Source organism: Nostoc sp. (assembly GCF_036918245.1).
In the GTDB taxonomy this organism is placed as follows: domain Bacteria; phylum Cyanobacteriota; class Cyanobacteriia; order Cyanobacteriales; family Nostocaceae; genus Nostoc.
This window is the reverse complement of record NZ_JBALEF010000026.1, coordinates 1-22,314: the sequence shown is the minus strand read 5'-3', so window position 1 is coordinate 22,314 and position 22,314 is coordinate 1. Positions and strand designations below refer to the sequence as shown.

Annotated in this window: 12 protein-coding genes; all 12 read right to left on the bottom strand. The window is 42.8% G+C overall.

Features of this window, described 5'->3' with window-relative positions:
• Positions 1 to 162 precede the first annotated feature (162 nt).
• The 12 genes from V7L12_RS05835 to V7L12_RS05780 all read right to left on the bottom strand — a co-directional run bounded on the left by V7L12_RS05835 (position 163) and on the right by V7L12_RS05780 (position 21,733).
• Entirely contained in the window at positions 163 to 2,406 is a 2,244-nt protein-coding gene (locus V7L12_RS05835; protein ID WP_335082922.1) for an SBBP repeat-containing protein, read from the bottom strand.
• 360 nt (positions 2,407 to 2,766) lie between these two features.
• Positions 2,767 to 4,332: an MFS transporter gene (locus V7L12_RS05830; protein ID WP_335082920.1), complete on the bottom strand. Its 1,566-nt coding sequence runs from the start codon at positions 4,330 to 4,332 to the stop codon at positions 2,767 to 2,769.
• Positions 4,333 to 4,340: 8 nt separating this feature from the next.
• Positions 4,341 to 5,561 (bottom strand): MGDG synthase family glycosyltransferase, encoded by a 1,221-nt coding sequence (locus tag V7L12_RS05825; protein ID WP_335082918.1) that lies wholly within the window; start codon positions 5,559 to 5,561, stop codon positions 4,341 to 4,343.
• 106 nt (positions 5,562 to 5,667) lie between these two features.
• Positions 5,668 to 6,588, bottom strand: coding sequence for a methyltransferase domain-containing protein (locus tag V7L12_RS05820; RefSeq protein WP_335082916.1), 921 nt, complete (start codon positions 6,586 to 6,588; stop codon positions 5,668 to 5,670).
• A gap of 105 nt (positions 6,589 to 6,693) precedes the next feature.
• On the bottom strand, positions 6,694 to 7,821 hold the full coding sequence (gene glf, locus V7L12_RS05815; RefSeq protein ID WP_335082914.1) for a UDP-galactopyranose mutase: 1,128 nt from the start codon (positions 7,819 to 7,821) through the stop codon (positions 6,694 to 6,696).
• Between the two features lie 41 nt (positions 7,822 to 7,862).
• Positions 7,863 to 9,038, bottom strand: a complete 1,176-nt coding sequence (locus V7L12_RS05810) for an MGDG synthase family glycosyltransferase (RefSeq protein ID WP_335082912.1) — start codon at positions 9,036 to 9,038, stop codon at positions 7,863 to 7,865.
• Between the two features lie 70 nt (positions 9,039 to 9,108).
• Positions 9,109 to 10,005, bottom strand: coding sequence for an SDR family NAD(P)-dependent oxidoreductase (locus tag V7L12_RS05805; protein WP_335082910.1), 897 nt, complete (start codon positions 10,003 to 10,005; stop codon positions 9,109 to 9,111).
• A gap of 191 nt (positions 10,006 to 10,196) precedes the next feature.
• A complete protein-coding gene (locus tag V7L12_RS05800) occupies positions 10,197 to 12,062 on the bottom strand; it encodes a hypothetical protein (protein WP_335082908.1) in 1,866 nt (621 codons plus the stop codon).
• 50 nt (positions 12,063 to 12,112) lie between these two features.
• A complete protein-coding gene (locus V7L12_RS05795) occupies positions 12,113 to 15,019 on the bottom strand; it encodes a type I polyketide synthase (RefSeq protein ID WP_335082906.1) in 2,907 nt (968 codons plus the stop codon).
• A gap of 4 nt (positions 15,020 to 15,023) precedes the next feature.
• Positions 15,024 to 19,775, bottom strand: a complete 4,752-nt coding sequence (locus V7L12_RS05790) for a type I polyketide synthase (protein ID WP_335082904.1) — start codon at positions 19,773 to 19,775, stop codon at positions 15,024 to 15,026.
• A gap of 197 nt (positions 19,776 to 19,972) precedes the next feature.
• Entirely contained in the window at positions 19,973 to 21,370 is a 1,398-nt protein-coding gene (locus tag V7L12_RS05785) for a hypothetical protein (RefSeq protein ID WP_335082902.1), read from the bottom strand.
• A gap of 78 nt (positions 21,371 to 21,448) precedes the next feature.
• Positions 21,449 to 21,733 (bottom strand): acyl carrier protein, encoded by a 285-nt coding sequence (locus V7L12_RS05780; RefSeq protein ID WP_335082900.1) that lies wholly within the window; start codon positions 21,731 to 21,733, stop codon positions 21,449 to 21,451.
• Positions 21,734 to 22,314 lie beyond the last annotated feature (581 nt).

Below are 22,314 nucleotides of genomic sequence, written 5' to 3'. Positions count from 1 at the left end.
ATTGACTTTTTTGCACAAGCACTGCTGGCTAATTCTAATAATTATCTGTCTCGGCCATCACTGCTTCCTAAATATTAGACCTGAATCCTTACGCTTTGCTTTAGAACAGCGTACTAAAGACGGTATCATTATAAATAGCCTCTTAAGTCCCGTTAAATCATTTCAAATCACTATACTACCATTATTAACTGCCTGAGCCAAAGTTGAAGGAAAAGAATTTTGAGACTGAGGGTCAAATATGTTGCCAAGATTAGAAACAATCTGTCCATAGTTGAATGCACTGCTGCTAGTAGTGATTGCTTGAGCAGAGTTAGTACTAATCCCTTGAGTGAAGTTAAGATTGATCCCCTCAGCAGGGTTAATCCGGTTATCGCCTTGAGGCAGCCTTTCCTTAGTCACTAAATCATTAGTGATATCAATGGTGGGAATTGATTCAGGATCAGCAATACTGATGACATCATTTGAACTGCCGATAAATTTTTGCAGTTTTCCTTTGTTGATGTCAAGTTGAGCTAACCAACCGTCCACAGCTGAGGTATTAACGCCACCACTGTTCCCTAATAAGCCATCAGTAGCCCCAGTAACGAAGAGACTACCCTTTCCGTCAGTAGTAACACCTATAGGATAGTCAAGATTCTTTTTGCTTCCAAATTGTTGAATCCACTTGTTGTTGCCATCAGTGTCGAACCTTGCCACCCAGGCATTATAAGATTCATCTTTTTGACCTTTTCCTAACTTCCCGTTAGATTCTCCGATGATAAAGATGTTGTCTTTGTCATCGATGTGCATGTCTGATAGGTACATGCCATCATCATCTGGAGAACCAAACTGTTTAGCCCACACTTGAGAGCCATCTGGACGAAGTTTGCTAATCCAAATATCGCGACCCCCGAGTCCCTTTTTTCCTACCTTTGTGCCAATATCCCCTGTAGTCCATCCTGTAACGTAAATATTGCCTTTGCTGTCAGTATCAACACCCCAGGCAAAATCAAGTCCCTGATTTGTACTTCCAAGTTGTTGAACCCACTGTATCTCCCCTGCGGTGTTCACCTTTGACACCCAGGCATCGTACTTCAAAAGTTGTCGCGATGGGTCTGACTCTGTGACTAAGCCCTGAGTCCAGCCTACAGCGTAGCTGTTGCCATCCTTATCGACGGCAAGGTCGTAACATTCGTCAAAAAACGGAGTTATGTCAAAAGGGAAACTCGCTGAAGGATTTTTAATCGGGGTAACCCACTGCTGGTTACCATTGGTGTCAAACTTCGCCACCCAGGAATCATCCTGAACCGCAAAATTGAAAATGTCTGTTCTTTGATTCTCCTTAATTGCTATTCCTGATAAGTAGACATTGCCTGCTGGATCTAGATCAAGGGCAAAGGCTCCACTAGAAAAACCACCAGCACTAAACTGCTTACCCCACAACTGATTGCCATTGGTGTCATATTTTGCCACCCAAACATCAGTTTCTGATGGTTGGTTGCCTGGAAAGACGCTACCCGACGTACCACCCGCTAGGTAGGTGTTACCGCTATTGTCTGTGACGCTCGCCCAGTTAGACTCATCACCAGAGGAGCCAAACTGCCTACCCCACAACTGATTGCCATTACTGTCATATTTCGCTATCCAAGCATCTGTAAAACCTTGATTGCTTCCAAACAATGACCCAGTGGTAGTTCCTGATATATAAACATTGCCAACAGAATCTGTACTTGTAGCAAGACTGAGATCGTTTCCGGTAGTCCCTAGTTGCTGAATCTTCTTGTTTTCTGTTGGTTTTTTTGGTGGTTTTTCACCGACAAATCGGAAATTATTTGACTTCAAATCTAAATTGACTTCAGGCTTTGCAACTACAAAAGCTACAAGATCAGGTGCTCCCTGTTGTAGTGAAAATATACCTTCTCCAGAAATAGGTCGTGCGACTCCTTGAACCTGTAATCCATCAATTTTTACGATTCGATAGTCTTTCGCTTTACCATTTAGCTGGATGACATCATTATTTACGCCGAAATCATAAATGACAGCAAACTCATTCAAACCAAGGAAGTCTGTAGTTAGTAGGGTATCTGGATTAGAGGTAGTATAGTACGGCTGAGTTGTATCACCAAGAACAAATCTGTCTGCCCCTACAGATGGGATATTTCTATCTAGGATAAGAAAAGGATCACCACCTTGTTGAGCATTCTGAATATTCAGAATAATCTCATACTCTTCAGGAGAGTTGTCAAATAGATCGCCGAATAAATAATCTACATTTGTTGCTTGAGTGGCGCTTACAATCGGATTGTCAGGATAAATGGTATCGTTTCCGGCACGACCGAAAAGGGCTTCAGAATCATTTGTACCCCCTCCGATAACTAGATCACTGGCAGGTGTCAATAATGAGATTGCTAATTTTTCATCAGCCATTTTGTTTAAATCCCTTATTTCAGAAACAATTTAGATTTTTTCGAGATTCAGTTTCGGAGTTGTGACTAATTTCCGTTAACTGATGTTGATGCTTTGGTGGTTATATTTGGATATCTCCAAAGAATACTATCCAATAGTTAGGCCAAATAGTAAAGGATTTATTTTTTGTAAGTTCGTCGTAGACATCACTTTCACCGTTGGAAAATTAATCAAACGATAAATCCTGATTTTTTCGTTGTTACATAAAACCTTTTTTTTGTAAAGTCTAATTTAGATACGTTTCCCCTGCTTCCTCTGTTTAATATAAAGAGGAGAATTGTTAGCGTTATTACATAAAACCTCTTTTTTGTAAAGTCTAATTTAGATACGTTTCCCCTGCTTTTTGTGTTTAATATAAAGAGGAGAATTGTTAGTGACTTGGTTAAAAGTTGGCTGAACAAACACCAAAATCAAAAATGCTCCACCTACGAGGGCAATACTAGCTAAAAGCACAGTTGCATGTAGACCCGACACAAATGCATTGCTAATCGCCTGATGCATAGCTTGGGTAGAAATGTTGGCTGGCAGGTGACTGGGGACTTGAAATCCACCACGCAAAACATCAACGATGAGGCGATCTTGGAGGTTTGAGGGTAGACCCCAAGCAAAGAGCGATCGCGCCAAATCTGAGGCTAGTAGTTGTGTGAGAATTGTTCCTTGTATAGCAACTCCTAAAATAGTGCCGATACGATTACTAGTGTTGATTACTGCTGAGGCAATTCCCACTTTTGTGGAGGGTACAGAACTCAGACCTACTGCTGCTAAGGGCGCGAGTGTCAAGCCGCTACCGAACCCTGAAAGAATCAGGCTCCATAAAATAGTTCCATACTCTGTATCGGCATTGATTCGGATCAATGAAAACGTAGCTATGCTTGCTAGGATCAGTCCTGTTGCGATCGTAAAGCGCCACCCTAAGCGAGCAGCAAACCACCCAGAACATATAGATGCAATTACAAAAGCTCCATTCATTGGCAGGAAGCGCAAGCCCGCCGCCCCCGCCGAGTACCCCTGAACTTGCTGGAAGAACAGGCTGAAGATAAAAAGCAAGCTGATAACAGTGAAGAATACTAAAATTTCAACGACATTAACTACAGTAAACGTTGAATTGTGAAACAAGGTTAATGGTAGCATTGGGTGGCTACTGCGGGACTCAACAAATAAAAATGCCAGAAAGCTAAGTCCAGCAACTATCAGCAGCAAGACAATCAACGGCGATCGCCACAGCCCAGCATTGCCTTGGGTAAGTGCATAGGTAAGTGAAGCCAGAAAGATTACACTGAGCAGTAAACCAGGCAGATCAAGACGTTGTTTGTTGGGATCTTTACTTTCCTTAACAACACGCGAAGTCACCTGAAAAGCGATCGCCCCCAATGGTAAGTTGAGAAAGAACACGCTCTGCCATCCCAAGGTATCCACTAGTAGTCCGCCTAACACAGGGCCAGCAACGAGGGCGAGTCCTGACACCGCAGCCCAAATACCAAGAGCTTTAGCTTTTACCTTCGGTTCAGGAAACGTATCAGCAATAATTGAGAGAGAACCAGTCACTAAGGCAGCAGCTCCAAATCCTTGCAGAGTTCGCCCAGTAATCAAGATACTCAAACTTGGAGCCAGACCGCAAATTAAAGAAGCGATCGTGAAGATGACTAGCCCTGTGAGGAAAACTCGCTTACGTCCATAAATGTCTCCTAATGTTCCGCTTGGCAGCATTATACTAGCCGCAGACAAAGTGTAAACGTTGAGAATCCACTGTAATCCCGACACGCCAGAGTTTAGACTTATCTGAATCTGGGGAAGCGCCACATTCATCACAGTGTCATCGAGATTGGCCATGAACAGGGCGAAACACATTGCCGCCAGCGTAACTGCTTTAATACGATCTTGATTCATTGCTTTCACTACCTCTGCTGGAGTGGTTCTGCCACTGTTGTTTTATTAGTAGCGAGAATCTTCTGTAAGATATCGGGAATTTCAAACACGGCTCTATTATTCACAGCAGCTACATTTTCACGGTAGCGGGCAAAATTTTCTGGCTGAAGAAACTTCTCAACGGCTCGATCAATATCCCGAAAACTGCGGATAACCAGACCTACTTGCTGCTGTTGAATCCACTCAGTGTTATATCGTTCCTGTGGCACTGTCGCAGCACTGCGTTCTACAATCACTGGTAGCTTCATTACTAACGCCTCGCTGATGCTACCAGGGCCTGGTTTACCAATCAGAAAATCACAAAGATGCATATAGTAAGGAATGTCTTTGGTAAAGGTGGTGACAAACCTCTTCTGAAGACCTTGGCTCTCACGTAAAACTAAAGCTAGTTCTTCATTGCGTCCGCAGATAAAGATGAGTTGTAGCTTTTGTTGAAAACGCTCCAGACGCTTGGCAATTTCTAGCATGACTTTGGAGCCATTACCCCCGAATAACACAAGTCCAGTCAGACAGTCTGGATCTAAACCCAACCGTTGCCTTTCCTGGGCGCGATCGCTCACAATTGGTTCATAAAAGCGAGGGTTAATTACTAGTCCCGAAGTTTTGACGATCAGCTCCTCCTTAACTCCCAAAGAACGAGCTTGCTCCACTGCTTTTTCAGTGCCACAGACTATATAACTTCCTGTTTCCGGTTCTATCCAATAAGCGGACGGAAAATCAGCAAAATCTGTGATAATTGTCAGCAAAGGTGTATCTGGTTTTGCTCTTTGTAAACTTTCCCATATCATTTTATTAAACAACGGCACTACAGAAACTACCATATCTGGCTGTTGTTCGCGCCAGTGTTCTTCAAATATCCTCACACCAGCATCGTGATTTAGTTTGATCAGTAATTTATTAAAGGGCATCATCAGATGATGAATCCATGTCCAGCCGCTTTGCATGATCTGGTTGAGAACTTGATCTCCACTAGTTCCGAATAACCTATAGATATCTAGTGTCTGTTTTCCTTCTGCTAAACGCTGCGCTAATATGTCCACATCGGTAACACTAGTTTGACAGGGGAGTTGTTGCTCAATAATTGAAGATATCGCATTAGATGTAGCGATATGCCCTCCACCACTATTTCCGGTGACAAGATTGATCAAAAACTTTTTTTTTGGATATGAAGGTGATTGCATTGTTTCCATAAAAACAAAATATTTCTTAAAAACAAAACTTTTTTTGTTATGCTAGTGCGCGAATTTCTATTCAACTGAGTTTTCCAGCGACTCCATAAGGAAAGCGATCGTTGGATTAAATGCTTTTGCGAAACATGATGCTCATCCCAGAATGGAAACTGAGCCAATAACCGAAAATAGCGTAGAAGAGGAATTTATAAGAGGACAACGCTTTTCCTAGTTTCAACGGCTCAACAAAAACGTCTGGTGAGTTGTCAAAGAGGCTCATGTAAACGTTATAAACTCGATTGTTGAAGCCGAACCAGGGTGTATCGTCATATTTTCGGTCAAAGAAATCTACAGGCTCCCATCCCTGATATCTCCCTAAGGATTCGAGGGTTTCACGCGTGTATACATGAAGGTGGTAGGGGATATGCATACAGTTAAAGTGATCGGGTAAGTCGGGTCGCTTAAGGTCGATATTAGCGGCGTTAGGTGTACTGATTAGAATGTAACCACCAGGGGACAGCATATTATTTAACTTAGTTAATAGATCATTAGGATCTTCAACATGTTCGATGACATCTTGGAGGGAGATATAATCAAATGGTTTACGCTGGAGGGTTTTTGGATCGCCAAAGCCGTCCTCTGGCCCATAAGGGTCATATCCATAGGAATTGGCAAAACCACGTTCTTGCAGATATTGTACAAACAGACCGTTAGCACCACAGCCATAATCGACCAACGAGTCAGTCTTGGAAAACCCATGCTTTGTCAACTGGCGGCACAGGTTGCCATAGAGAAACCGATATGACCATGTGAGTATTGCCTTAGCAGTCGGGTATTGTGCGTAGTAGTGGTCAAGATTTACGACATCTAAACAATGTATCGTCTTGCAATCGGGACATCGCCAAACCTGAAACTTTTCGCCTATAAAGGCTCTGATACTGCATGGGAACGTAGAAAATGCAGATTTGTCATTTGGATCGACGCGATAATTGCAAATCGAACATTCAAGGCGTTGCTTGATTGTACTAACGAGTTTTTGTTGCACCATAATGCTTCTATGAGAAAATATTAACAATTTTTTAGTCAGAACTTTAGGGAAAGAGTTCTATGTTTTTTATCCATCACAAGTGCGATCGCATACTTAGGGGACTTTCTACATACGATTCGCTATTTCTTTCTCAAACAAACCCAATGCCCGAAGTACTGCATGATCCATGTCGTAGTACTTGTAATCTCCAAGTCGCCCTGCAAACAGTACTGTACCGTTGAGTTTCTCTACCTCTTTAAGATATAAGCTGAGGCGATCGCGGCTCTGTTCATTGAGAATAGGATAATAAGGGTCATTTCTCCCTGGTACATAAGCCTGGGGATATTCCATCACCAAGGTAGTTTTAGGAGAAGTTTGTCCTGACAAATACTTCTGTTCAGTGATGCGAGTGATGTCGTAATCGTTGGGGTAGTTAACTGTACCCACCTCTTGATACTGCTCTTGATCCAAAGTCTCGAATTGAAAGCGCAGACTACGATAGGGCAATTCCCCATACATATAATCAAAAAAGGTGTCAATCGGCCCAGTGCAAAGTAGGCGATGAAACTTAACATCTTTGATAATCTCGCGGTAATCTGCGTTTAGTAGTACCTTAATGTTGGGATGAGCCAGCATTCGCCGGAACATTTCTGTATAGCCTAGCTTAGGCATAGCTTGATAGGGGTCTTGAAAGTAACGGTCATCCCGGCTGATATATACTGGAACACGTCCCGTTACCCCCCGATCCAGATCCTCTGGTTTCATCCCCCATTGCTTGATTGTGTAATGCAAAAAAACATTTTCATAAATGTAATCAGCTAAAAATGTGAGATCGCCACTAGCACTTTCCCGCAGTTTTAAAATTGGTACTTTCACTCCAAAACCAAAGTTTTCTAGAAGTAAATTCTCCAGCTTCTCTGCATATTTCTCAGGAAAAAGTGCATAGAGAGAATTGAGATTAAAAGGGATCGGTACTTTCTTACCTTCCAAGACTCCTAACACATGATGATAGTAATGCCTCCATTCTGTAAATTGAGACAGATAATCCCATACTTTTTTAGACTTAGTATGAAAAATGTGAGGCCCATATTTATGAACGAGAAGACCATGCTCGTTGTAATAATCGTAGGCATTACCCCCGATGTGATCTCGCTGCTCTACAATCAGTACTCTCTGTCCAAGTTGAGTTGCTAGCTGTTCAGCCATTACACAGGCCGAGTATCCGGCTCCTACGATTAGCCAATCAAATAGCATATTATTTAACTCAGGTTATTTTTTTCGGATTGCTATATTCATCAAACTGTCGAGGATAACTGCTTATTTATCTCAACCGTTGGAGAAGGCGCAACTGAGAAGGAACTTTCAAGCATTTGCTCCAAAATATCAACAACTTCAAATACTCCTTGATTGTCGATTGCAGCGACGTTGGCACGGTACTGAGTTAAAGTTTCCGGTTGGATTAGCTTTGCTACAGCTTGGTTAATATCCCGAAAATCGCGGACTACAATACCAATCTCATTTTCCGCAATCCACTCAGCCGAGGGTCGTTCTTGAAACATACTTAAGGCGTTGCAATCTGTAATTACTGGCAATTTCATTGCCACAGCTTCGCTGACACCTACAGAACCAGATTTCCCAATAAAGAAATCTGACAGATGCATGTAGTAGGGAATTTCACTAGTAAAAGTTTCAATGAACCTTGGTAAGCGACTCTGTTGACGGCGCAAAGTATTTGCTATTTCTTCATTGCGTCCGCAGATAAAAATGAGTTGTAGATTTAGTGACGATTTATCTAGAGAATCGGCAATTTCTAGCATTGCTTTTGATCCTTGACTACCAAAAGTGATTAAACCTGTAGGTAAATCTGGATCTAGATCTAAGCGTTCTCTTTCAATTCGGCGATCGCTATTTACGGGTTCAGAGAATCGAGGATGAATTACCACTCCGGAAGTGCTGAAGATTCGCTCTTGCGTATAACCCAAGTTTTTTGCTTGTTCAACTGCTCGTTGAGTAGGACAAATTAAGAATTGTGCTTGTGGATCAATCCAGAAGTGGGGTGGACAATCGGCATGATCGGTCATTACGGTTGTAAAAGGCACACTGGGCGATACTGCTTGCAAGCTTTGATTAATCAGTCCGTTGATATAGGGCAGTAATGAAACCACCATATCAGGCTGATGCTGCTGCCAGTATCTTTTAAAACGTCTTAACCAAGCAAAATGAGAAAGGCGTATTTGTAATTTGAATGAGGGAACTAAGAAAGGGTGATTAATAATTTTTGCCCAGTCTTTTTTGAGTATCAGCTGATTGTAAACGTAATGTGGAGCAGTCGTGCCAATGATTTCTTTGAAAGCATCGACTATATGTATTTCCCAAGGCAATTGCCGCTTCTCAATCACTTTTTGCAGAGCATTGGCTGTGCTGCGATGACCTGCGCCTAAATCATAAATCATCAAATATACTTTTTTCATGGTTTTACCATTTGGTTTGTTTCAGATTCGTGACAATCTTTTTTAAATTTCATATCTAAATTCGGCAACATTATCTTTCAGTGGTTTTGTCTGATGTTACTGTTACCATTGATTTACTTCTACTAAATTTCAACGCAAGAGGCTTTTGATTCTCGATGCGGAGTTGATTGAGCTTACCTACTTCCATCCACTGGTAAACTGTGTCTCCAAACTGGGGGAAAATTTGCCACAGCCCCATCAGCAGTTTTGATATAGTTGCTGTTATTGGATCTTGATTGACAATTACTTCTGCCTGATTCTGCTTAATAGCTCGGATGACGGCTTTTGCTACATCATCTGGTGTAGATGCGCCTGCTAACTTTGGTATCGGTACGCCAGTATCAGCAATCATTCCTTCACCAGAAACATATCCCGGACAGATTGCAGAAATTCCCACGCCAGTACTAGCTAGCTCTTGCCTGAGTGCATCAGTCCACATTAGCAAACCAGCTTTGCTGGCAGAGTAAACACTGTTGTAAGGGTTTCCCTTTTTACCAGCCAGAGAAGCAATATTAACAATGTGACCCCTACTATGGGCTAACATTGTTGGTAGTACCAAACGACTTAATTCCATCGCCGATAGCAAGTTAATTGTTAATATTAACTGCAACTCGGCAGTAGAATAATCTTGAAATTGCCTATATATTTCTATACCTGCGTTGTTAATCAAAATGTCAATTGGCCCTGCAACCTGATTAATTTGCTGAACGAGGTTTGGCAGATCCTTTAGCTTACTGAGGTCATATCTAATATCTAACCAGCGACCTCCTAAAGCTTTGACTTCGGCAGATACTTGGTCTAGTGCCTCTTGCGATCTCGAGACACCAACTATAGTTGCCTTTTCTTTTGCCAAAGCACGAGCAATAAAAACTCCTATGCCGCGTGAAGCTCCTGTCAAAAGTACTGTCTGACCTGCAATAATTGACATGATTGCTTAACATCCTCTTTCATTCAGTACCAACCTAGTAGTCCACCAAGTCAACAATGCTTAAGTAAACCAAGTTTTAGAATCTTTCTCTCTTTTTCTCTGTGTTCTCTGTGACTCTGTGGTACCCTGCGGGAAGCCGCTTTGCGTCTACGTTATTTAACCCCACAAAGTTAGCTTGACAGACCACTAGTTCAACAAGTGGCAACGCTCTCTTTGAGAGAAGGAAAATGCTTACCACCGAGTTCAATTTGTTCCTGTTCAACTCCAGTTTTGATTCTGGCAAGTAAATATTTCCAGTCAGAGGCGATGATATTTGTGCCATGATCTGGTTCTATCAGACTTGCTAAGGCAATATTGCTGCCATATTTATTCACTAGATTGTATATACCTAAGAAATTAAAAACTCCTGATTCATAAGTTCCACAAGGAACTGAGGGATTTTGAACTCCAGTGCAGTATTCATGGGGTTGCAACCACTCTTTTGAAGGATATCCGTGGAAATGAACCATTGGCATCCCATTTTCAATTAACTTTGGTGCGTATAAAGCAGCAGCCAGTGCGATCGCCACCATGACATAGATATCGTAAGAAGGTTTGATATCGCCTACTACAGAATTAAGACCTTTTGGCAACTGGAGTAATAACCTGTCTTGTAATCCAACCCTAAATACGTCTGTTTCTAAATTCAGGTTTGTTTTATTTGAGCCGGAACGAGCACTGGCAAGCCAGATGTCTGGTATCTGTTTAAATAGGTCTTTTTGGGCAATCTTGGTTTTGATATACCTTCTACCGATTTCATTTTGACGCAGTTCATCACCGCTGAATCCTGGGATTGTTGATAAGCTGTCCCACTCCCTCTCAGATATTTCTACAGCCCCGATATATTGTGGTTGTTCGGCATAAGCAACAAAACCGTAAGAAACTCCTGTTCTGCCATTTATCATCCAGTCCACAATATCTCGGTGGGACTTTCTTTTCATCACATCGTTAATTTTAAAACCAGAAGGTAGTAAGTCTGTTGATGCTAACTCATTACCTAATTTTACTAATTGGCCTGCATAGACAGATGTTTTTGAGTCATATTCACCAATTTCAAATCGACTTAAAGGTAATGGTTGAATTGGGACAAATATTTTAGGAATTAAAGATTTAGAAACAAACTCATCAAGCAACTTTGTAGAAAATACCGAGTCTGAAAGATTCATGTTTAAGATAGAGATATTGGTATTATCAACCCCAATAACAATTTCCGAAAAGTTCTTAATTAGGGTATTTACACCAATTGGAATCTTTTGCTGGTAAGGAATTTTTGGATCGATTAGCTTTGGATTGAGTTTTGTTAAAACGATCGCTTGCGTATTTGTTGGGTCTTCAAGCGGTTGGACACTCTCTTCAGCCCAACTGATAAATTGCATAATTTTAGAAGCAGATATCGGGCTATTGTTGAAAACAAAACGAGAATATAATCGATACAGCAATTCTGCTACAAATATCTTCGCTTTACCAAATAAAGAAGGATATTTCTCAACATCTACGACAGCATTAACACCAGATTTAACCACCCTTGTGGTGATATTTCTTTTCCAATTAACCAAAGGAATAGTAATTTCGTAGTTAAACTCTTTAGTTGCTTCTTCCCAAGATAGAATCTGAACTCCGTTTTCTTGTAGTTTATGTTCTAACTCTTTCCTAAACTGTAAAACTGTTTCTTCTTTGTAACCATTAGGTAAAGGTCTAAAAGTTACTTTTAGCCTATTTGCCATCATTTTTGGATCGATGACAGGAGGGATAAAACCTGTAATTTTCCGACAATAACCACCAATCAAACGCCCAATTGTTTGCAAACTCAGGTCTTGAGCTTTAGTTGTAAAACTATCACTAACGGCATCACTGCTTTTTTGCAGAAAGGCGAGAATTTCTGTTTTGCGTTCTGCTAGTTGTGTGCGGATTTCTGGTGTTAATAATCCTTTAGGAGAATTAATCTTGAGTTTATCATTATCTGCCCACAACTGAACACCTTGATGATTAAGATTTTCCAAAAGTTCTGAGACGTTCATAGATTCACCATTTTTGTTGTTATGTAATTTTTTCTTAAACAGCTTTGGTGTTAAATTTCAAAGGTTTCTGATTCAGAAGCTTCTACTTCTTTGGCTAAGTGCTGTGAAAGTGATTCTATAGTGGGATAATGCACTAATAGAAGTGGAGACATATCAAGTCCGAGGAATTGTTTTCCAGCACTAGCAATGGCGATCGCTAGCACGGAATCTAAACCGTAACTGTCAAAAGGTAGGCGGACATTGATTTCATCGGGTTTGACTCCCAGTTCTTGGGCAATTTGGTTAACTAACCAAGCTTGAATATCTTCTGCTGTCAGAGACTTGAGACTTAGCTGCTGCAATGTTATGTTAGTTTCCTCCTCAGTTTCGGTCTGCTGGTGTTGCTTCTCCAATAGCTCAAACAGTCTAGGCAGCAAATTCAATTCTGCTTGTGAGAGTTCTGCGGTCATTTCTAACTGCTTGACTAATTGTTTGAAATCTGCGTTATTGAGAGATTTATTCGGGGAAAAGCTCTCAACTTTCTCTTGCCCATTACGATTAGCTCCAAACCAGTGACGCTTTCGCTGCCAGGGATAGGTTGGTAATTGCAGACGTTGACGCGAGTAATCTAGATCAAAAGCTAACCAGTCTACTTTTGCCCCATGTACATATAAAGCTCCTAAACTTTCTAGTAGCTGTTGCCAATCTTCTTTTCCTGGATGCAGACTAAGAAGCGAAAGTTTTTCAGTTTTAGACAAGCGATCGCTACCTATTTCTAGAAATATTTCGTACCCCTGTTGAGCTAGAATATCTACGCTGGCAGCATTTACGGGTTGTCGTATTTGTTGACACCAATACTCAGGAGTAGTTATTTCACTAGTTAGATGAGAAACTACGGGAATTTGTGGTTGGGAATAGGTTACTTCCCTAGCGATTTTCTTAAACTCCTCCACTTGGGACTTGACAACTAACTTTAAGCCATCTTCCAAGCTGAAAACTCCAGCTACACAGGCAGCAACATATTCTCCGATATCATCACCCATAACTGTGGAGGGTTCTATACCCCAGGATTTCCATAACTGGAAAAGCGTATACTCTAGGGAGAAGAGGGCAGGGGAAGCAGGGGGAGCAGGGGGAAATTGAGAGAAAAGTATCTCTAGTAATGGTTGCTCTAAGTAAGGACGCAGGATTTGATCGCAATAGTCGAGGGTAGCACGGAAGGTAGGTTGAGTTTCGTAGAGTTTACGCGCCATTCCTAGATAATTGGAGCTAAAGCTTGTGAAAATGAATGCTATTTTAGGAGAACCTGCGACCTTTCCTTTAAATAACCCTGCTACTTCTTGTCCAGCCCTGAAGGCGGCTAGCTTTTCATAAAGTTCGGTAGATGAAGATGCTATCACACTTAACCGATGCTGAAAGTGCGATCGCCCGGTATTGGCACTAAAGCAGATATCTCCTAAAGCTAAGTCTGGGTTAGCAGCCAAATGTTTCTCGTAACGTTCGGCTAACTGGATCAGAGCTTCGTCTGTCTTCGCTGATAGTGCCAGTAGGTGTAGGGGGCGTTCTATTGACTTTGGCGCTACTTCTGAAATCGGAGCCTCTTCTAGAATCACGTGAGCGTTAGTGCCGCTAAAGCCAAAGGTATTCACTCCCGCCAGTCTGCGCTTTGCTCCTACAGTCCAGGGCATCCGCTCAGTCGGAACTTTTAGGCTGAATTCATCCCATTGAATGTAAGGATTAGGCTGCTGAAAATGCAGGTGGGGTGGAATTTCTCCATGTTGCAGAGCCAGCACTACTTTAATTAAACTAGCGATCCCAGAAGCGGGTTCTAAGTGACCAATGTTGGTTTTTACTGAACCAATAACCAAAGGTTTGTCTTCAGGACGATTCTTACCAAACACTGCCCCCAAAGCTGCCACCTCAATCGGTTCTCCAACTGATGTCCCTGTACCCTGAACCTCTACATAGTCAATCTGGGCTGAGTCTACGCCACTATTTTCTAAGGCTTGGCGAATCGTAGCTTGTTGAGACATCCCATTAGGAGCAATCAAGCTACTACTGCGACCATTGTGGTTTACCGCAGAACCCCGAATCAAGGCTAAGATATTATCCCCGTCAGCCAAAGCATCTTTGAGACGCTTGAGGACGACGACACCACACCCTTCTCCTTTTACAAAGCCATTAGCAGCAGCATCGAAGGTTTGACAACAACCGTTAGGATTTAGCATGTGCGACTTGGAGAGAGCAATGCTAGTGTCTGGGACGAGATTCAAGCCAACTCCGCCAGCTAGGGCTAGATTACACTCTCCCAGCCGCAAACTTTGACAAGCCAAATGCACTGAAACTAATGAAGAAGAACAAGAAGTATCGATCGCCATACTCGGGCCTTTTAGCCCTAAAATATACGACAAGCGCCCAGCCGCTACGCTCAAGGAATTGCCGATCGCGCTAAAAGCGTCGATTTGGGTTGAGTCTCCTACTGACGACATTACCTTGCTGTAATCATTGAGGTAAATGCCGATAAACACTCCTGTAGAACTGTTATACAAATGCTCTGGTGCTTGAGTGGCATTTTCTAAAGCCTCCCAACCAACCTCTAGTAAAAGCCGTTGTTGAGGATCTATACTTGCTGCTTCCCTAGCTGAAATCCCAAAAAATTCTGGGTTAAAGCCATCTACCTGAGTCAAAAAACCGCCTTTGCTGGTACACACTTTGCCAGGAGCATCAGGATCTGGATCATAGAATTTTTCAATATCCCAGCGATCAGCAGGAACTTCAGTAATGGCATCAACTCCGTTGCGTAACAGTTGCCAGAATGCCTCTGGATTGTCAGCACCTGGAAATCGGCAACCCATGCCAATGATGGCAATTGGTTCTCGTTTGGCGTACTCCAGCAGGTCAACTTTGGCTTGCAGGTCTTCAATAGCCCGAAGTGCCCGCTTGATGGGTGATACAGTCTTTTCTTGTTCTGAATTCATCTGTTCAATACCTCATGCTCTCTAATTTACCAAGTAGCAGTGCTTCGGCTTCGCTGTCTGATAAATCGTCAAAATATGACTCAGCTACAACTTGCTCCTGATGGTTGGTTTTTTGTGACTCCACAGCAGATTCATCAGAAATTAAAGATGCGATCGCTTCTTTAAGTAGATAATCGACAAGCGCTTCTATTGTGGGATAGTCAAAAACTAAAGTTGCAGGTAGAGAACAACTCAGAGTACTTTCCAAACGGTTCTTCAACTCCACCGCCATCAGAGAATCCATGCCGAGATCAAGAAAACCTTGCTGCGGCTCTAATTCCGATGAATCAATCCCCAGAAGCTTAACAAGTTCAGTTTGGATGTGAGCAATTAAAAGAGTTTGCCGCTCATTTACAGGGGCTATCTCTAACTGTTGTAAAAATTTTGTTCGCTGCAACGATGGTTTGTTATCTATTGCAATGAAAGATTCCAGAAATGGCAAAACCACACCTTGAGGAATTTGTTGGCAGAACTTAGACCAGTTAACTGGCAATACTCCTACTTGGGCTGTATCCTTTCCTAGCAAATTTCCTAATATCTGCAATCCCTGCTCTAGTGGTATTGACTCAATTCCTTGGGCAGCTAATCTTGCTTGGTGGTGGTTTCCCAGAGTTGTAGCCATGCCAGCATCTTTCCAGAGTCCCCAGTTGATGCTCAATCCTGGCAGTCCTGACGCCCGACGATAATCGGCTAAGGCATCCATGAAAGCATTAGCGGCTGCATAATTTCCTTGACCTGGCGAACCTAATAATGCGGCAGCAGAGGAAAATGTTACAAAGAAATCCAATTGTAACTGCTCACTCAATGTGTGCAGAATCCAAGTTCCTTTCACCTTTGCTGCCATAACTTGCTCGAAGGACTTCCAGTCCTGCTGTAGGAGGATGCCATCCTGGAGCATACCAACAGCGTGGAAAATTCCTCCCAGAGGCGGCATCGAGGTCTTAATATCCTCGAATACTCTGACCATATCACTCCATTGGGCTACATTAGCTTGGGTGATCGCTACCTTAGCTCCCATGTCTTCCATCTGAGCGATCGCTTGGAGTACTTCAGCAGATGCCTTTTTGCGTCCGGTCAGCATTAAATGCCGCGCCCCCTGCTCTACCATCCACTGGGCTACTTTTAGCCCTAACGCCCCCAACCCTCCAGTAATTAGATATGTGCTATCTGAGTGTAGAGACATTGATCGAGCCTCTGGAACTTCGCTGCGGATGAGGCGAGCCACATAACGCTGTCCTTCTCGGAAGGTGATTTGGTCTTCCCCTTGAGAATCCCAAATCTCTGCTAACAGATTTACTGCTTCATCTGTGGGAGCATCGGGAGCTAAATCTAGTAGTCCTCCCCACAACTTGGGATGCTCTAAAGCAATAACTTTACCCAATCCCCACAAAGAAGCCTGGGCTGGTGCTTGCAATGAGGAGACTGCTGGTACTGCTCCTCTGGTTACTAACCACAAACGAGGCGAGGCGAAGCGATCGGCAAGAGCTTGTACTAGATGCAGGGTACTGGCACAACCAAGAACCTGAATCTTTTCTAGCAAAGGGATGGTTAATTCTGAAGTCAATCCTGCTTCTAAACTCCACAGGTGAACAACTCCTTTTAACGGTAAGTTGTTAATTTCTACTACTTCTTGGAAAAGCCGCTCAAAATCGCCTGGGTTCGATGGATTAACATTCCAAGTTCCAGACTGTTTAGCTTGATAACTGTCTCCAGGATAAACCAGAAAACAACTTTCACCCCGCTCTTGTAAAAGATGGGCTAGGGCTTCTCCAACACCCCAGTTGTCAGCCAAAATCATCCAGCTACCAGGTTCGTGAGCGCTGATTTGTCTCAAATGACGCGGCTTGGGCTGCCAACTGACTTCGTAAAGCCAATCTTTGTAGGATGCTGCTCTTAGTTGTTGTTGATGTTGCTTGGCTAATACTTCTAGCAGTTTAGGCAGGACTTTAACCTCTTCTTGGGAGAATTCTGCCGTAGTTTCTAAGTATTTGGCTAGTTGTTGAGTCTCTCCTAGATGCAAGAGATTGAAGATTTGAGTCTGGATACGATCTGGGGATAAAAACTCTATTTTTGAATGCCCATTATTAACTGCTTCAAACCAATAGCGCTGGCGTTGAAATGGATAATTCGGTAACACCACTTGACGACGGGCATAGTCTCTATCAAAGCCATTCCAGTCTATGAAAGCGCCACTGAGGTACAATAGCGCCAAACTGTCAAGAAGTTGTTGCCAATCTTCACGCACAGGACGCAAGCTAGGTAGCCAAACTCCCTCTCCCTCTGGCAAACAGTGACGACCCATTCCCATTAGTGTAGGCTTGGGGCCGATCTCTACAAATATCTTGTAGCCTCTCTGATACAGCGCCTCCATACTGTCTACAAATCGTACTGGCTGCTGCACATGATTGCACCAATACTCAGGAGTAGCGATTTCATCTGTAATTGGTTGACCAGTGAGATTGGAAATTAGGCTAATTTTAGGTGAAGAGTAGGTAATATTTTTGGCTATTTGCTCAAACTCACCTAGCATTGGTTCCATTAAGGGAGAGTGGAAAGCATGAGAAACTTGTAATTTTTTCGTCGTGATTCCTTCTGTCCGCAGAATGTTGGTGATTACTTCTATAACGTGGCGATCGCCAGAAATTACTATTATGTTAGGGCCATTAATGGCAGCAATCGTCACTTGGGGATAAGGTTGAATAATTGAGGTTACTAAAGCTTCCGACGCAAACACCACCACCATCTCACCATCTTGGGGCAACGCCTGCATTAGACGAGCGCGTTCGGCAATCAGCTTCAGACCGTCTTCTAAACTAAATATCCCCGCGACACAAGCAGCCGCATATTCACCGACGCTATGCCCCATGACTGCATCTGGCTTGATCCCCCAGGATTCCCATAATCGAAACAGAGCATATTCCAGAGCAAACAAGGCTGGTTGAGTGTAGGCAGTTTCATCTAAAGGTGAAGATTTGCCCGCTTCAGGATAGAGAATCTCAAGTAAAGGCTGGTTAAGGTATGGATGCAGAATTTGGGCGCATTTGTCAATAGCTTGCCGAAAAATCGGTTGGGTATCGTAGAGTTGGCGACCCATACCGACATACTGCGATCCCTGACCGGTGAATAAAAATGCTAGCTTCGGCAACTTCTTTTTCGTTACTTGCCCACTCTTAAGACCGGAAGTATCTTCTCCAGCGCCAAAAGCACTCAATTGCTGACACATTTGTACAGCAGATTCACTAACAACAGCGAGACGATGCTCAAAATGCGATCGCCCCGTGTTGCCACTGAAGCAGACATCCGCCAACGATACTTCTGGATGAGACGCGAAGAAATCTTGATACTGTTGTGCTAGTTCCGCTAAAGCCGGAGCAGTTTTCGCCGATAGGGTCAGGATGTGCTGGGGACGTTCGGCTTCACTCGTGACTGGGGTTGGGAGCGGGGCTTCTTCTAAAATTATGTGGCAATTGGTGCCACCGAAGCTAAAAGCGCTGACCCCTGCCAAGCGACTTCCAGGGTAAGACCAAGGCTGGCGCTCAACTGGAATGGCAAAAGGTGTGCCTTCCAGAGAAATATAAGGATTAAGCTGCTTAAGGTGCAGATGGGGGGCAATTTCCCGTTGTTGCATTTGTAAGACCACTTTGATCAAGCCAGCCATGCCAGCAGCACCTTCTAAATGACCAATGTTGGTCTTGACTGAGCCAATCCAACAGGGTTGGTCTGGGGAACGACCTTCCATTAATACGCCTTTGAGGGATTTAACCTCAATTGGGTCTCCTAAAGAAGTGCCAGTGCCGTGAGCTTCCACATAGCTAATCTGCGCTGGAGCCACTCCAGCCTGTTCCAGTGCTTGGCGAATAACTGCTTGCTGGGAAGGGCCATTAGGGGCTGTCAGTCCATTACTCGTACCATCTTGGTTAACTGCCGAGCCTCTAATCAGTGCCAAAACATTGTCTCCATCACGGAGGGCATCTTCTAAACGCTTAAGCACAATGATGCCGCAACCTTCTCCTCTGCTATAACCATCAGCACTAGCATCAAAAGTCTTACAGCGACCATCAGGAGCCATCATCTGAGCTTGGGAGCAAGAGATTGCAGGCTCTGGAGCTAACATCAAGTTAACTCCTCCAGCTAGGCAGAGATTGGACTCTCCGTTTCGCAAACTCTGGCAAGCTAAATGAATTGCTACTAATGATGAAGAACAAGCCGTATCTATCGCCATACTAGGGCCGCGCAGATTCAGCAAGTAAGATAGACGATTGGCGGCAATGCAAGGAGTGGTACCGGTGGCACTAAATGCACCGATCTGAGAAGAGTCTTTATAGATAATTTTGTGGTAGTCAGCGTTGGTAACACCAATGAACACCCCCGTTTGGCTACCCGATAGAGTTTTTGGCACAAGTCCAGTATTTTCTAAAGCTTCCCAACCTACCTCCAACACTAATCTTTGTTGGGGGTCCATGTGTTCTGCCTCGCGGGCAGAAATTCCGAAAAAGCTGGGATCAAACAAATCTACCTGATCTAGAAAACCGGCGCAGCGGGAGTTCATTTTCCCTGGTGTAGCTGGCTTAGACTCATAAAAGGCGTCTATATCCCATCGTTCTTTTGGTACTTGGGCGATCGCATCTACTCCATTACGCAAGAGATGCCAAAAGGACTCAGGATTTTTAGCTTTGGGAAAACGGCAACCAATGCCAACAATTGCTATGGCTTCCATCAAAATATTATGCCTCTTTTTAACTAATTACTAATTCGTAGTTAAGAATTCAATTACGAATTGCGAATTAGGGATTTCCAAGAAATAAATTACCCAAATAAACAAACCGCAGAGACGCCGAGAACACAGAGAACACACAGGAATAAAGAAGAGAGTTGTTTGGATATTTTTTATTTGGAAGTCCCTGATGAATTGCTTTAACTCTCTTGAGCCAAAACCGATTTGGAGAACTCTTTAAAGACCGGAATATTGTTTTGAATTGCTTTGTCAACTGAGGCTCCAGCAGCCATGATCCCCATGTTACGGTTGACAGACCACTGATAGTCTAGGCGACTAAATAATCTCTGCATCAATTCCAAAAGACTATGATGATATTTTAGCGCGGTTTGGAAGCCTTCATGTTCTTGGCAGAAGCATTTTTCCATCCAATTAAGTGCTTCTTTGGTTTCCATGTTGAATAGAGGAGACTTCAAAAGCTTATAGAAAAACAGCATTAACATGGGGTCATCGTAAACACAACGACCGGGTAAAACTCCAGAAAGTCCGCTCAAAAGGTTGCGTTGGATCTGATAGACTATCGAACCAGATATAAATTTCTCGTAAGCAGTTGGCTTTGGGAAATCCTTATACATATCTCTGGCAATCGTTTGAGAGATCGTGGTATGAAAAGCCTCGTCCAATAAGTGGTAATAAGAAACAGCTGTTGGGGTGGGAATATACTCGCCTTTTTGCTCTAACTCTCGGTAATACCTCACATAAGGATATTCTTGATTTTTGAGAATCGCATTAGCAGTGTAGCGCAAAGAATAGTACTGACATGCCATAAACGGCGACATACCCCAGTTTACAGTAAAAAACCTTAACCAGTAGCGGGGTGCGATTCGCCCTGCTAATCCATCTGCTGGTGCAGGAATAGGCTCGCCTTTTTCCTCTAAATCTCTCAAATACTGAGAATAATACTGTTTTTTATCGCTCAACATTGTCTTAGCGATCGCAGTTAAGGTATTGTCTCGCTGTGTCGAAAAGGGAGAACTTCCTTGAGTAGAGGTGAAATACTCCCGCACAGGTTGAGGGATCAAAAGATTAAGCCAACTATTATTGTCTTTTTCTGTTTTGCCATAAAGGGAATTACCTAATATGGTTTTGCCGACAATAGCCATTTTCGATTTGTAACCTATCTTTTGAAAGGTACGAATGTGGTAGCTTTCCTGATCGGTTTCAAAGTCCAGTTCATCACAAAGTGTTTCGTAACCACCAACAGCACGAAAAACACCAGACGTGACCATGTTGTAAATACTTGTACTGGCTTCGCTAACAGCAGTATGGTTATAATTGCCAACCCAATAAAGATGGTTAAGCGCTAGTTTTTGTGTGTCAGAAGCAGCATCGTAAAGAGGAGTTCCATAAAGAAGCGAAAGGTCGGGTTTACTCCAATAATAATTGCTGTTTTTGGCGTAATTGAATTCATTACCCAGTTCTTTAATTTTCTCGGTATAATCTGAGTCTTGATTATTTTGGTAAGTTTTTTCAATGCGTTGGAAATGCTTTGGCTCCTGCACTTCTAACGGAGTAAGAGTCTTGTTTATAGTTACCATGATTTTCTCCTGAAATAGTCGTTAGATGGTAGTGACAATTTTCACTGATGCTGGCGTGAAATATGAAGAGAATTGAGATTAACTTTTAGCTTTTAACTCCGAGTTCAAATGCTGAACTAGAGCCTCGACAGTCGGATAATCGTACAGTAGGGTTGGATCGAGTTCACATCCCAACCAGTCTTCAAGGTCACCTGTCAAACCAACTGCTGCTGAAGAGTCTAAACCATAGCGGTCAAAAGGTATTGTGACTTCGATTTCCTCTGAATCGACTTCTAGCAAGTCAGCTAGATAAGAGACTATCCATACTTGAATCTCTGCTGCTGTTGGGATCTGCTTGGGTGCAATTGTAGGTGTGGTATTCACTTCAATATTCTGCATTGTCATGGTTTAAGTCCTTGTCTATGTAAATATTTCAACAATCAAATGCGTTTAATTTTGGCACTACCCAATTTTTTCACTGCAACCATACCTGTCTTAGGAATATTCACATTCCAAAGCAAGCTAAAAAACTCTAAAAGATAAATAAATGATCCCAGTATCTGGAACTATCTGCCACTACTGCAACTCAGCTATTGAAAAAGTATAAAACTTATCAATTTAATATCAGTTTAATATCAAGTTAATATCAATTAAACTGCCTATAGATAGACCTATAGAGAATTTGTAGGTATTTATTTGGGATCGCTCTCTTTTGCCTCTGATATCATGTCCGGTAATTTATTGATGATTCCTGTGCGACCTCTCCTTCAGGCTCTTGCCCTCCTCTACTAGGAGGGGAGCCTTGAGCTTTAGCTATAAGCGGGGTGAGGTTTTTTATTATGGGCAATTAAGCAGACATGTTAATCAAAAAGGCGTTGCATAATAGGGTATGAACATAGGGTGCTAAAACATGAATTGTCCTGACTGTGGCTCTAAAAACATCCGTAAGAATGGGATAAAAAGAG

Coding starts and splice junctions, on each gene's coding strand:
- V7L12_RS05835 (WP_335082922.1), bottom strand. CDS start 2,406: ATGGCTGATGAAAAATTAGCAATCTCATTATTGACACCTGCCAGTGAT.
- V7L12_RS05830 (WP_335082920.1), bottom strand. CDS start 4,332: ATGAATCAAGATCGTATTAAAGCAGTTACGCTGGCGGCAATGTGTTTC.
- V7L12_RS05825 (WP_335082918.1), bottom strand. CDS start 5,561: ATGGAAACAATGCAATCACCTTCATATCCAAAAAAAAAGTTTTTGATC.
- V7L12_RS05785 (WP_335082902.1), bottom strand. CDS start 21,370: ATGGTAACTATAAACAAGACTCTTACTCCGTTAGAAGTGCAGGAGCCA.
- glf (WP_335082914.1), bottom strand. CDS start 7,821: ATGCTATTTGATTGGCTAATCGTAGGAGCCGGATACTCGGCCTGTGTA.
- V7L12_RS05790 (WP_335082904.1), bottom strand. CDS start 19,775: ATGGAAGCCATAGCAATTGTTGGCATTGGTTGCCGTTTTCCCAAAGCT.
- V7L12_RS05810 (WP_335082912.1), bottom strand. CDS start 9,038: ATGAAAAAAGTATATTTGATGATTTATGATTTAGGCGCAGGTCATCGC.
- V7L12_RS05805 (WP_335082910.1), bottom strand. CDS start 10,005: ATGTCAATTATTGCAGGTCAGACAGTACTTTTGACAGGAGCTTCACGC.
- V7L12_RS05800 (WP_335082908.1), bottom strand. CDS start 12,062: ATGAACGTCTCAGAACTTTTGGAAAATCTTAATCATCAAGGTGTTCAG.
- V7L12_RS05820 (WP_335082916.1), bottom strand. CDS start 6,588: ATGGTGCAACAAAAACTCGTTAGTACAATCAAGCAACGCCTTGAATGT.
- V7L12_RS05795 (WP_335082906.1), bottom strand. CDS start 15,019: ATGAATTCAGAACAAGAAAAGACTGTATCACCCATCAAGCGGGCACTT.